Genomic DNA, 13,248 nt, shown 5'->3' with positions numbered 1-13,248 from the left:
AATTTACAAAATTATATGATTAATCGTTCATTTTTGGATCAATTTTTCGTTTAATAATCAAGAATAGTCCAAATAATATCATCGAAATTACCGTTATGATCCAGCCGATCTTCAAACCTGGTACTTCATACTTCAAAACTATCTTATGATGACCAGGTTTCAAATCAATTGCCGTTAAGTTTCCAATCACTTGATATGTCTTAACTTGTTTACCATTGTCAAAAGCTTTCCATCCATTATCAAATGGTATTGAAAACAACATTGGGGAAGACTTTTTGACATCAATATTTCCACGAACAGTATCATGATTCAAGCGTGATGTAATATTCAGTGAATTCTGTCTAATATTATTTTTTGATTTAGAAAATTCAGCTGCATCCAAAGTCTTAAAATATCCCGGATCTTCTTCCAATGGCTGTTTAGTCCGAATTCCCACTTTCACTTTTTCACCAGAATCGTAATTACCTAGGTCAATAACCGTAGCACTATTTATCAGAGTGTCCATTTTTAACCTTTTACCGTTTATATAAACTTTAGAATGAACATAATTTATTGGAGATGTATATAAGTATAGTTCTCCATTAGTCGTGGTTGTTAAATCGTATTCATAGAGATTCTTTTTACCAGATTTAATTTTGGTCCAATCATTTATTTTAGCGTTTTTAAAATATTGTGTGTTAGTTCCATTGATCGATTGCCAAAGTCGATTCTGATTATCCAAGGCACGATTTGACATCAATTGGAAATCATAAATATCAGAACTTACAAGAAATCCTAAACTAGGTGAATTATAATCGGTTTCTACTTCATACGAATGACTCCATTGACCAATGTCGTCATCTACACCAAACAAGGTATTCGTCAATTGTGTTCCACCAATATAACTGATCCGACGAACATTACGACTAAAATAGCCCAGTTTATTCATCGTGTCGAGTGTACTTTGGCTCAAAGTGGAACTGTACAAACTTAATCCATTGATATTAAATAAAATCGGATCGTTATAGTTATTATATTGCTCTGGAAAAGCTTTGTTCAAACCAGATTTAGAAACGATTATTCGATGACCGATCTCACTGTCTCGTTTAATACCTGTTAAAACATCTGCCTCTTGTTTGTACTGCTTTTGATAGATACTCTGACTACCAAACCCAGCTGTATCAATAACAGACGTAAAATTGGCTCCTACTTCAAAAGCAATTAAAACCATCAAAGCGATTCCAAAATATTTGTTTTTTCCATAGAGATAGATAAATATTGCCGAAATCATTATGCAAATTAACGTCAGAGTATAATAATAACCATTGTATTCATTATCAGGTTTGCCGAACCCCATCTGTTGAATTAGTTTAGGAATCATCCATTCAGTTAGATAACCAACAGAAATCAAAATTCCAGCTGTACAACTGGCATAAATTACTGTATTTACATCTTTAAATACTCCCGCTGAAAATGCTTTATGAGCAATAAGGATACAAATAAATGAGAAAATAAAACTATTTCTAAATGGAAATCCCGCAGGATTTTGAAACATGTGCCAAATAGTATTAAAAGTCGTCACGAACATACTCAATAGCAAGACGCCAATCAAGAAGAACGCATGCCCTTTGTCTTGCTTAGTAATACGTTTACTAAAGAAATAACCTAACAAAAGTATTAAAACTGTTGTGGTCATGAAAACAGAAGGACCATGATGCAATCGTTGTGCAAAGGTATTGCCACCGATTCCCAGTTGTGTAAAAGCCTCAAAGCCAAAACGGGCCGATGGTAAATAGTTAAATACATCAAAAGACGTTTTAGCCGTTTTCATCATTCCCGCAAAAGTCGGGATCAAAACAAAGGCCGCGCTCAACCCAGCTAATATAGAAGAAACTAGAAAATTACGAATAATAACGAAACGATTTCTTTTCTGGAAAAGATTACTTTCTAACGCTAAATAAATAAAGAAGCACACTGAGAAAATACAGAGCATATAACCTAAATAATAATTAAAAACAATTGCTAGAAACAATGAGAAGTAATAAAGAACAACTTTATTTTTATCAATTAATTTTAGCAATCCACAAGCTACCAATGGCAACATGATCAAAGCATCAAGCCACATTAAATCATAGAAATAGGATGCTACAAATCCACAAAAGGAATAAGCAACTGTGAAAAAATAATTAGAATAGCTATTATTTTTGAAATACTTTGCCAAAAAATAAGCCATCGTCAGACCCATGGTCGATATTTTTAACATAATAATGACATCGGCTGCAATCGGCACTTTGGCACTAGTAAATAAAACTAAAATCAAATTAAATGGTGATAAAAGATAATAACTGATTATTGGGAAAAAATTATCACCCAAAGATTGACTGAATAGATACAAGTGAATATTGCCAGTCACTAATTGTCGACGTAGCTCAGTTAGAAAAGCGATATATTGTGTTCCTAAATCACTAGTTAAAAAGTTGCCATCACCAAAAGGAACTAAACCAACATAATAAAATATTGCTGATATGAGAAAAAGGTTGATAAAAAAAGCCAGTAAATAATATAAAACATTGTGTTTGCGCATAAAAATTCTCCTAATGAATTCCCCCCTCAAATCATAGGGAATATATCAAGTAAAGGCAACTAAAAAAGGCTTGCTTACGCAAGCCACCAAACATAATTTTTTTCATATTTTCTACCTCTTTAGATTTTTTTAATTGAATAGTTTTTTATCGTTATGAGTTTTAATTATTTTGCCACAAACCGCTGCAACGGCCGACAAGCCGGTTAGTACTAAAATTGGATGTCTTTTCATGATCAACATCACCTCTTTCTCGATAGCCTCAATTGACTATATGTACATAATATCCCCAAGGTGTGAAAGAAAAATTTGGAAAGTTTGAAAAAAGTTTGAACATCGTTGAATGATTTTTAAATTCTGTCTGTTAAATTCACGTTTCAAATATTATCCATTTTATCCATTAAAAAAGGTCATATTCTGCATATTTGCAGAATATGACCTTAAAATTTTATTTAACGTATACACTACTAAGCCAAAAGGCACGAGGGTCGTGGGCCAGCAGTGAAATTTTCATTGGACGTCATAGATAGACTTACGGAATAGATATATTTTAAACTTCGCTTTCGGAAATCTCAAAATCGAAATATGAGACCAAGACTCTCTAGCCCCACAATGCCGACGACCCTCGTGCCTAGAGGCGGCAATTTAAATACTATTACTATTCGTTAATTTTACTATCAGCTTTTGCCACCGCAGCTCCGGCTAATGCACTTACATAATTAACAGGTTTATCAAAGTTTGGTTGGAATAGGAAATCAACCATAGATAACTCATCGATTGTAACTTCCTTTTGAATGGCTAATGAAAGCAAGTTAGCTGATTGAGAGACATCATACTTACTTGTCAAAGCTCCACCTAAAACAACACGTGTTTCAGGGTCCCAAACTAGATTCATCAAAACAGGAGTCGTTGTCAGCATGAACTCAGGGCGATAGTTATCCTCAAGAGTTACTGATTCTACTTTCTTGCCCAATGCCTCTGCATGAACTGCTGTTAAACCACTAGCAGCATATGTTCTACCGAATAATTCAACAGCTGAACTGGCTTGTGTTCCCATATACTTAGCAGTGTCTTTTGCAATGTTAGCACCTACTAAAATCCCTTGACGTACTGAGTTAGTAGCTAAAGGAATATATTGATTATCATTCGTTGGATTGTAATGAACAGAGGCAGCATCACCAGCTGAAAATACATCTGGCTTACTTGTATGCATATATTCATCAACGATCAAAGCACCATTTGGTAGTGTTTCAAATTCATCTTTGAACATATCAGTATTAGGACGGAAGCCAACACACATAACGGCGATATCTGCTTTATATTCGTTCTTATCAGTTTTAACGATCACACCATCAGCAGTATCTTCAAATGATTGAACTTTTTCGCTCAATCCTAAAGTTACATTATTATCTTTGTAGTCTTGTTCGGCTACAGCAGACATATTTGAATCCAAGTTCTTAGCCAAAACGTCAGGCAAAGCATCGATCAAGGTCGTCTCTTTGCCAAGAGTTGCATATCCTTCAGCAAGCTCAGCACCGATATAACCAGCACCAATAACGATTGCACTCTTGATATCACTAGCATTTTCTTTTAATTCATTGGCATTTGTCCAATTCTTACATAATTTAACTTTATCGGACTTGATTCCAGGAATATTAGGAATAATTGGAGCTGAACCAGTTGTAATAACTAGTTTGTCATAATCTTGTTCAAAAGTTTCACCAGATTCAAGATTCTTAACAGATAATTTCTTATTATCAAAGTTCACATTTGTCACATCATGTTTCATGTACATATGTGCACCCAATTTAGCTAAATCATCAGGGCTTGAGTAAAACATCTTATTAGGATCTGAAACACGATCACTGACCCACAGTGCAATTCCGCATGATAAGAAAGATAAATTATCATTACGCTCGAATACAGAAACTTCCCAATCTGGGTGATCCTTCAAAATGTTCATTGCTGAAAATGTTCCCGCGTGTGTACATCCAATAATACTTACTTTCATATTCCTCTACCATCCTTTGTGATAACATTAACTAATTGATTAATAAAATCTTACCTCAAAAGAAAGCGCTTTACAATAGAATTACTTAAAAAAGTAATATTTTTTATTCCACTTCAATATAAAATAGAGAACGCCGTTATACAGGCGTTCTCTAGCGTTAATAAAATAAATTTATTTTTAAAATTATTGAATTTAGAACAAGAATATCTGATCTGATTTTTTACATGGACTTACTTATACTATGACATAAAATCATCTATTTGTGATTTTAAAAACATATAAAATTTTTTATCAAAAATGACTACAATTGTTTAAACATCTGTTATATACTGTATTTGTGAAAGGGACAAGACAGTGAGTGTCAATGCAATTCCTTCCTTTTATCAAAGAAAAAGAATATCAATGATATCATCCTCAATATCATTAAATATTTCTCAATCACCATAAACAGAAAATTGCCCCCCTCAAACAATTTTCCGATTAAATAAAAGATTTTGTCAGTTCCCATTTCCCATTCCAAAGTTTATTAATAGAATGCTTTCATTCGTTAATAAAATCCCTCTCTATTTTGACACATGGAAACCTCACATACACTCACATACTTGGCCCCGACACTACTGGTAATACGCCGAATAAACCCATTATCCCAAGAAATGGGTTTATTTTTTTGTTCTAAAAAAGATCAGTCATTACTTGATAAAAATTCAAGTTATAACTGATCTCTTTTTTTATTCGTATAGTTTTGCTACTTGTTCTTGAACTTTTTCGTGAGCTAAAAACTCATCATATGTTGTATCCGCACGATCAACGATTCCTTTAGGACTAACTTCAATAATACGGTTAGCAATCGTTTGAATGAACTCATGATCATGTGAAGTGAAGATAATACTACCCTTGAAGCCTACTAATCCATCATTCAGAGCTGTAATAGATTCCAAATCCAAATGGTTAGTTGGATCATCTAGTAAGAGTACATTAGCATTGCTTAACATCATTTTAGATAGCATGGCGCGAACCTTTTCCCCACCAGACATAACGTCAACTTCACGATTAACATCATCTCCTGAGAAAAGCATTTTTCCTAAAAATCCACGCAAAAATGTATTGTCATTCTCTTCTTTAGAGGCAAATTGGCGCAACCAATCAATCACGGACATTTTATTCTCAGCAAAGTAATCATTAACATTTTTTGGCAGATAAGTCGTGCTTGCTGTTTGTCCCCAGATAATCTCACCCTCATCAGGTTTCATTTCTCCAGAAATGATCTGCATTAAAATTGTCGTTGTTAAATCATTACGACTAATGAAGGCAATTTTTTCATTTGGACGAAGAGTCAAATTAATATTGTCTAGAATTTTAACCCCTTCGATTGATTTAGAAATACCCTTTAATTGAACCAGATCCTTGCCAAGTTCACGTTCAGGATTGAATTTGATAAATGGATATTTACGAGATGAAGGCTGAATATCATCTAAAGTAATTTTTTCCAATTGTTTCTTACGTGAAGTAGCTTGTTTTGATTTAGACGCATTCGCACTAAACCTAGCTACGAATTCTTGTAATTGTTTGATCTGATCAGCCTTTTTTGCATTGGCATTAGCTTGTAATTGTGTAGCAAGTTCACTGGATTCCATCCAGAAATCGTAGTTACCAACAAACAGTGTTATCTTTCCACGATCAACATCACACATATTTGTACAAACTTGATTCAAAAAGTGTCTATCATGGGATACAACAATAACGGTATTTTCATAATCGGCCAAAAAGTTTTCTAGCCAAGAAATTGACTTAACGTCAAGACCATTAGTGGGTTCATCTAGAAGTAAGACATCGGGTTTTCCAAATAATGCTTGACCTAATAATACTTTAACCTTTTGGGGTTCGGTTAATTCGCTCATTGGTAATTGATGAAGTGATTCTTCAATACCTAGTGCTTGTAACATTTGGCTGGCTTCAGCTTCAGCTTCCCATCCACCCATTTCACCAAATTCAGTTTCCAGTTCAGCAGCACGAATACCGTCGGCATCACTAAAATCTGGTTTTAAATAGATAGCGTTCTTCTCAGTCATGATATCGTAAAGTTTTTGGTGACCTCGGATCACCGTATCCATCACTAAGTTGTCTTCAAAGGCAAAGTGATCCTGATTTAGACTAGACATACGCTCGTTAGGGCCCATCGAAACTGTACCAGTCGTTGGTTGAAGTTTTCCTTCAATTATTTTTAGAAATGTTGATTTACCAGCACCATTTGCACCAATGATCCCGTAACAATTTCCTGGTGTGAACTTAAGATTAACATCCTCGTATAACTTTCTATCTGAAAATTGCATACTGACATTATTGACGGTTAACATGAACAATACCACCCTTTTTCCGCATAAAAAAACAACGTGTCAATGAAACGGCGACGTTGGTTTCAGCTTATTTTTATTTGACATATTGGGGTAGCTTAACATAAATTCACTGGACAATCAATGTGATCAAAAATTGCTGATATAGATTCACCAGACATATCTATTTTATAAATAGTAATAGAAAATATCCTCAATTTCACATTATTTCATCGCAGAAATTTTTGATCATCTTTTTCCTTCTGGAATAAAGATAAAAAAATATCTCCAAAAGTAAGTAGTTAAAAACATATGCCAGTTGCAGGATTTGAACCTGTGACCGCCGGTTTACGATACCGATGCTCTACCAACTGAGCTAAACTGGCAAAATAAAAAGATTACACCTACTAGATGTAATCTTATCACCTAGGCAGATCCTAAGTTTTAATACTCCGGATGTCAGACTCGAACTGACGACACCCTGATTAACAGTCAGATGCTCTACCAACTGAGCTAATCCGGAATAATTCAATAATTGTTTTTCAACAACTATTAAATTTTATCAATCTGTCAAATAAAGGTCAATAACTATTTGGCATTTTCTTTAGTGATTTTAGTAACTCCACCCATATATGGTACTAAAACGTCAGGAATTGTAACTGAACCGTCCTCATTCTGGTAATTTTCCAAAATTGCGGCAACTGTTCTACCACAGGCTAGACCTGAGCCATTTAATGTATGAGCCAGTTTTGTCTTACCATTTTCATCACGGTAACGAATTTGTGCACGACGAGCCTGGAAGTCCAGACAGTTTGAACAACTTGAGACTTCACGATATTTATCTTGTGCAGGTAACCAAACTTCAAGATCATATGTCTTAGTTGAACTGAAACTAGCATCTCCACTTGATAACACAATAACGTGATATGGTAGATTTAGTTTTTGAAGGATATTTTCTGCATTAGCAGTCATCTTTTCCAATTCGTCAAAAGAGCTTTCTTGGTCAGTAACCTTAACCATTTCAACTTTGTTGAATTGGTGCATTCTGATCAATCCACGTGTATCACGACCAGCACTACCAGCCTCTGATCGGAAACTTGGTGACAAAGCAGTAACCTTTTCAGGCAATTCTTTACCATCAATGATTTTGCCAGCGAAGTAATTTGTTAAAGGAACTTCAGCCGTAGGGATCAAAGTTAGAGGGTTTTCGTCAACCATAACTGTATAGACATCTTCAGTAAACTTAGGAAATTGACTAGTACCAAACATGGCCTCATTGTTAACCAAGTATGGAGGAATAACTTCTGTATAGCCCTCCTCATGATGTTGATCAAGCATGAAGTTATAAACGGCACGTTCCAATCTTGCACCCATACCAATATAGTAAACAAAACGGCTACCAGAAACCTTAGCGGCTTGGTCAAAGTCAAGGATACCTAATTGTTCACCAATATCCCAATGATGCTTTGGTTTAAAGCCTTCTGTTGGGATAGTTCCCCATTTGCGGATCTCTTTGTTAGTGCTTTCATCTGGACCAACTGGAACAGAATCATCAGGGAAATTTGGCAAACGAACTAAAATATAGGTCATTTTGTCATTTACTTCTTCAAGTTTAGCATCAAGTGATTTAATATCAGCCCCAACCTGTTGCATATCAGCAATTTCTTGGTCGGCATTTTCTTTATTACGTTTCTTTTGGGCAATACTTTGAGAAACAGTATTACGTTTTTCTTTCAAAGTTTCTGTTTGAACTAATAAATCACGACGGTTCCTATCTAAATCTAACAACTCATCAATTTCCTCATTGGGAATACTACGAGCAGCTAATTTTTCTTTGGCCCAATCAGGGTTTTGTCTGATCAATTTAATATCTAACATAAATTTCCTCCTATTAAAAAATGGCCGAATCATCCCTATAAAGGGACGAATCGACCATTCGCGGTACCACCCAGTTTCAATGTTCTCACATTGCACTTTCAGATTTTATCGGATCAAACCGAACGGAATTACCCGTTACCAAGATACTGGAATAGAAATCTTAACGATTCGCACCGACCATCGTTTCTCTGAAAGATTCATGAGTAGGTATCCTATTAGTTTTAATATTTAAACATATCATAATTGAAAATAATTATATTTTCAACTCTTAGATTTTAAAAATGATGATTCTTCTTTGTTTCGGCAACATCAATATCATCTAATTTAACGAACTTAGTCTTATATCTAAGTTTGTAGTACAACCAACAGATGAAGAGAATGATCAGTCCACTATAACTGATCAATAAACGACCAATATTGAAGTTAACAAGTGATCTGATATCTTGACCAATAATGATAATGATCCCTAAAACAATAGCGAGGATTGGACCAAATGGGAACCACTTAGCTTTGTACTTCAAATCATCTAATTCATAGCCCTTGTTCAAATAAGCCCTTCTAAATCTGTAATGTGAAAAAGCAATCCCTAGCCAAGCAATGAATCCTGTTAAACCACTCGCAGCAACTAATAATTCGTAGAATGAATCCCCGTACAAACTTGTAAATAGAGCCGCACCACCAACAATGGCAGTCAACAATAGCGAAAATACTGGGACCCCATGGCCATTAGTTCTTTCAAAGGCCTTTGGAGCCATGCCTTGCTTACTCATTGACCAAAGCATACGACTGGCAGCGTATAACCCAGAATTTGCAGCTGAAATAACTGATGTCAAAATAACAGCGTTCATAACTCCAGCGGCTAGTGGAATACCAACACGTTTGAAGACGATAGTAAATGGACTAATAGCAATGTCTCCGGCCTCTGAACCTAACAAGTTAGGGCTTGTATAAGGTATCAAAGCTCCAATAACAGCAATTGATAAAATATAAAATAGCAAAATACGCCAGAAAACTTGTTTGATAGCCTTTGGAATACTCTTTTCAGGTGTAGCCGATTCACCGGCTGTTATGCCGATAAGTTCAGTACCCTGGAACGAAAATCCAGCAACAACGAAGACGCTCAGTACCGCGGGTATTCCACCAACGATCGGTGCCTTCTTGTATGTATAGTTTGATAAACCAACAGCTCCATCATGACCTAAGATACCCATGATAGTTAATGCACCAACAATCAAGAAAACAATAACAGCTGTAACTTTAATTGATGACAACCAATATTCAGTTTCACCAAATGAACCAACAGAAATTAAATTAATTACTAACAATACTACCAAGAATGTCAAACTGATCTTCCATGAAGACCAATTTGGGAACCAATACTTAATAACTAAAGAAATTGTCGAAAGATCAACCGCTAAAGTAATGGCCCAGTTGAACCAATAATTCCAGCCTAAGGCAAATCCCATAGCTGGATCAATAAATTTTGTCGCATATGTAGCGAACGAGCCAGAAACAGGCATGTATGTTGCCATCTCACCTAAACTAGTCATCAAGAAGTAAACCATGATACCAATAGCCACATAGGCTATCAATGCACCCCCAGGACCAGCTGTTGAAATGGATGAACCACTAGCGACAAACAGTCCAGTACCGATTGAACCTCCTAAAGCGATCATTGACAAATGACGAGTCTTTAGCGACCGGTTGACATCTGTATTTTCCATATAATTCGTTTCCCCTTTTTGGATTAAAAAAATCCTTATTACCAGAAGAAACTACTGACAATAAGGACTTTCGTATCCAAATGATCAATAGCTCAACGCAATTAACTTGCGACAGTCCGCTACTTATTCAGTAACGTCCCAACAAAACACACCATTAGGGGCGAGTTCGTTTCGGCATTTTCACCTTTTACACCTTTGTCAAAGTATCCTAAATTACTCGAAAAGTGTGACTAATTGAAAATGCTCCTCTATCTGATTACAAAACATTATAAATAAATGTTAACATAGTATCAAGTAGGTTATTAAATTCATCTGTTTTAACTTCATTTTTATTTGGGAGAATCGGATTATGCTGGAACAAGTATTTTTAGTGAGGCAAGAAGTCGAAAAGTATAACATGTTTACCGTAATCAAATCATTGCCTCCTCAAGAATTGAACTTAAGCAATATTGGTAATCGAATGGAATTTCATACCAAAAAACTTACAATATTTTTCAGGCTTTACTGAACGACTTACTAGAATTGGTTCCCGATCTTGACCCTAAGGTAACCAAGATTGAGTCAATCGATTTTGACAAACTCTCTGTGGATAAGTACCGCCTGCACTTGGTCAAAAATGCCATTGTCTTTCAGGCTTTTAACTATGGCCTAACAAGTCCTAACCCATCGTTAGAAGCTTTCAGCAATGACCACTTTACTAGCAAATCCACTTTGAATCGTAAAATGTCTAACTTTCGTATTTTTCTAAAAAACTTTGGTTTAAAAGTATCTAATTCAACTTTAGAGATCAAGGGTGACGAGAAAAATATCCGTTGGATGGCTTACTTTGTCTATTGGCAAGTCTACCACGGCTTGGAATGGCCATTTTCATTCGTACAAGAAGATAATATAAAAAAAGTCATCAGTGATGCCGATATTGATTTCGACAATCCCATCGCTGGTCTGCAACTAGAATATCTAATTGCCATCTCACAAATCAGGATCACCAAACGGTGTTATATCAAAGACATGGGTAAATTTGATGAAGTCTTTGAAGACAACGATATTGGTGAACCAATTTTGAAGCCTGAATCTTATACTTTGGTACCGATCAACGCTCTAAGTGAAGAGAATAAATTTGTTAATTTATTTAAAGAGATAGTCTTTGAAGCCGGTGAAACAGACAGTGATAAACCGATTAATCTAAACTTCAAAATAAATTCCAAATTCTACGCTCTTGTTTATCGTTTTGTTGACTTCCTCAAAGAACGTTATAACGATGATATGAGTGTCTATCATAATCAACGGATCTTAACTAACATTATGACTTTCGTCACTCGTGAGATTATCTTCTACTACATAATGTCTCCGGATTCCTTAGTACGATGGAGTCATTATGACGATCCACCTGAGGATACCAAAGAATATACATCGTTATACCAAGATATTTATGAGTTTTTCAGTAATGTTGATTCTGAAAAATATCCCGGTGTTTATAACGCTGCTGAAAATATAGCTAGAGATCTGTTCAAAGTATTACCTAGCTACATTTCCACCATCAAAGAGGGCGATATTATTCACGTTAAACTATTAGCTGATCCTGGCAATCCGATTGAAGCGGTTATATCAAGAAATATTCGTTCGTTAGACTTTGCGGAAATCGTTCCGATCACGACTTTTGAGAATGTCGATGTTTTGATCACAACTTTGGATATCTATCCTACAAAAGAAGAGTTACATAAATATCCTGAAAACTTGGTCGTTATGCCTTGGGATATTTCCTCAACTAGATCAGATTATATTTATCTTATGATTCGACTAAATAAAATTTATGTGGCTAAATTAAAGGCAAAAGTAGAAAAAATGAAGAAGAAACGTAAAAAAGCAAAATAAGAGTATCTGGTAAATTCCAGATACTCTTATTTTTTTAATTATCATCTTCTACGACTAACTCTGATTATAATTCTAAAAATTGCTAACCTGATTATGTCTATCAAATAACAGACGACCATAATTTCTAGCACTGCGACAAATCCCGACAAGTTAACATTTACTAAGTCATGCATTGATTTAAATTGGAAATTCTTCCACAGTGGTTTTAAAACGAGCACATTTTGCGTTATTAAATATACTGCAAATATGTGCCGAGCCACTTGATTAAAAATCACGTGGAAAACCGGTTTGAAATTAGTAAAAATCAAAAATAGGCCTAACGCCGCCAACATCGCGAACACGCCTGTATAAATATTGGTAAAACGATCTTTTGTCAAAATTATCTCAAAATACATAATTATGTAGATAACCAGTGTATTCACTGTGAATAACAACAGTCCTATCACATAATTCCAGCTACTTCTGTGGATAAATTTAGCAACAAAAACTCCAAATAAATATACGGCCAATAAAACACCTAATCCAACTGACTGTGTAGCAATGTCGTTATTAACAAGTGGAAAAATACCACAGATGATCGTCACAATTATCAACAAATAAATAAATTGTCGTTTAGTCAAATTTTGAACGGACTGATTGATAAATGGTACCAACAATATCAAAATCAGATAACCCGTTACAAACCAATACTGATTAAATGTCATCGGCATTAATGATTGCCACAGTTTAGGACTCTTAACGGGTGCTTGCCACTTTAGAGCCAATATTAAGAACAATATACTATAAAAATAGACTTTGCAATGAACCCCAGTAATTGGAGTTGATTATGAAATTTTACGTCTAATCACTTAAATGTGATTAGGCGTTTTTTGA

7 protein-coding genes, 2 tRNA genes and 1 riboswitch are annotated in these 13,248 nt (G+C 35.1%); of the genes, 1 reads left to right on the top strand and 8 read right to left on the bottom strand.

Going from position 1 to position 13,248, the window contains the following annotated elements:
* Positions 1–19 precede the first annotated feature (19 nt).
* The 7 genes from EKM64_RS02500 to EKM64_RS02470 form a co-directional block, all read right to left on the bottom strand.
* Complete coding sequence (locus tag EKM64_RS02500; RefSeq protein WP_125675269.1) at positions 20–2,563, bottom strand: YfhO family protein; 2,544 nt, start codon at positions 2,561–2,563, stop codon at positions 20–22.
* A gap of 655 nt (positions 2,564–3,218) precedes the next feature.
* On the bottom strand, positions 3,219–4,571 hold the full coding sequence (locus tag EKM64_RS02495) for an FAD-dependent oxidoreductase (RefSeq protein ID WP_125675267.1): 1,353 nt from the start codon (positions 4,569–4,571) through the stop codon (positions 3,219–3,221).
* Between the two features lie 728 nt (positions 4,572–5,299).
* Positions 5,300–6,925, bottom strand: a complete 1,626-nt coding sequence (locus EKM64_RS02490) for an ABC-F family ATP-binding cassette domain-containing protein (RefSeq protein ID WP_125675265.1) — start codon at positions 6,923–6,925, stop codon at positions 5,300–5,302.
* A gap of 289 nt (positions 6,926–7,214) precedes the next feature.
* Positions 7,215–7,287, bottom strand: a tRNA-Thr gene (locus EKM64_RS02485).
* A 64-nt stretch (positions 7,288–7,351) separates the two neighbouring features.
* Positions 7,352–7,424: transfer RNA gene (locus tag EKM64_RS02480), tRNA-Asn, on the bottom strand.
* 65 nt (positions 7,425–7,489) lie between these two features.
* Positions 7,490–8,779, bottom strand: coding sequence for a serine--tRNA ligase (gene serS / locus EKM64_RS02475; protein WP_125675263.1), 1,290 nt, complete (start codon positions 8,777–8,779; stop codon positions 7,490–7,492).
* 275 nt (positions 8,780–9,054) lie between these two features.
* Positions 9,055–10,503 (bottom strand): amino acid permease, encoded by a 1,449-nt coding sequence (locus EKM64_RS02470; RefSeq protein WP_125675261.1) that lies wholly within the window; start codon positions 10,501–10,503, stop codon positions 9,055–9,057.
* Between the two features lie 80 nt (positions 10,504–10,583).
* Positions 10,584–10,762, bottom strand: a riboswitch (Lysine riboswitch).
* A 326-nt stretch (positions 10,763–11,088) separates the two neighbouring features.
* On the opposite strand from EKM64_RS02470, the gene EKM64_RS02465 reads away from it, so the two are divergent.
* Positions 11,089–12,375, top strand: coding sequence for a helix-turn-helix domain-containing protein (locus tag EKM64_RS02465; protein ID WP_164505276.1), 1,287 nt, complete (start codon positions 11,089–11,091; stop codon positions 12,373–12,375).
* A 41-nt stretch (positions 12,376–12,416) separates the two neighbouring features.
* On the opposite strand, the gene EKM64_RS02460 is transcribed toward EKM64_RS02465, so the two are convergent.
* Entirely contained in the window at positions 12,417–13,151 is a 735-nt protein-coding gene (locus EKM64_RS02460; protein ID WP_377769900.1) for an acyltransferase family protein, read from the bottom strand.
* Positions 13,152–13,248 lie beyond the last annotated feature (97 nt).

Source organism: Companilactobacillus keshanensis, from assembly GCF_003946205.1.
Lineage (GTDB): Bacteria > Bacillota > Bacilli > Lactobacillales > Lactobacillaceae > Companilactobacillus > Companilactobacillus keshanensis.
Note: the sequence above shows the minus strand (reverse complement) of the source record. Positions and strands in the feature narration are given on the sequence as shown.

Coding starts and splice junctions, on each gene's coding strand:
- EKM64_RS02500 (WP_125675269.1), bottom strand. CDS start 2,563: ATGCGCAAACACAATGTTTTATATTATTTACTGGCTTTTTTTATCAAC.
- EKM64_RS02495 (WP_125675267.1), bottom strand. CDS start 4,571: ATGAAAGTAAGTATTATTGGATGTACACACGCGGGAACATTTTCAGCA.
- EKM64_RS02490 (WP_125675265.1), bottom strand. CDS start 6,925: ATGTTAACCGTCAATAATGTCAGTATGCAATTTTCAGATAGAAAGTTA.
- serS (WP_125675263.1), bottom strand. CDS start 8,779: ATGTTAGATATTAAATTGATCAGACAAAACCCTGATTGGGCCAAAGAA.
- EKM64_RS02470 (WP_125675261.1), bottom strand. CDS start 10,503: ATGGAAAATACAGATGTCAACCGGTCGCTAAAGACTCGTCATTTGTCA.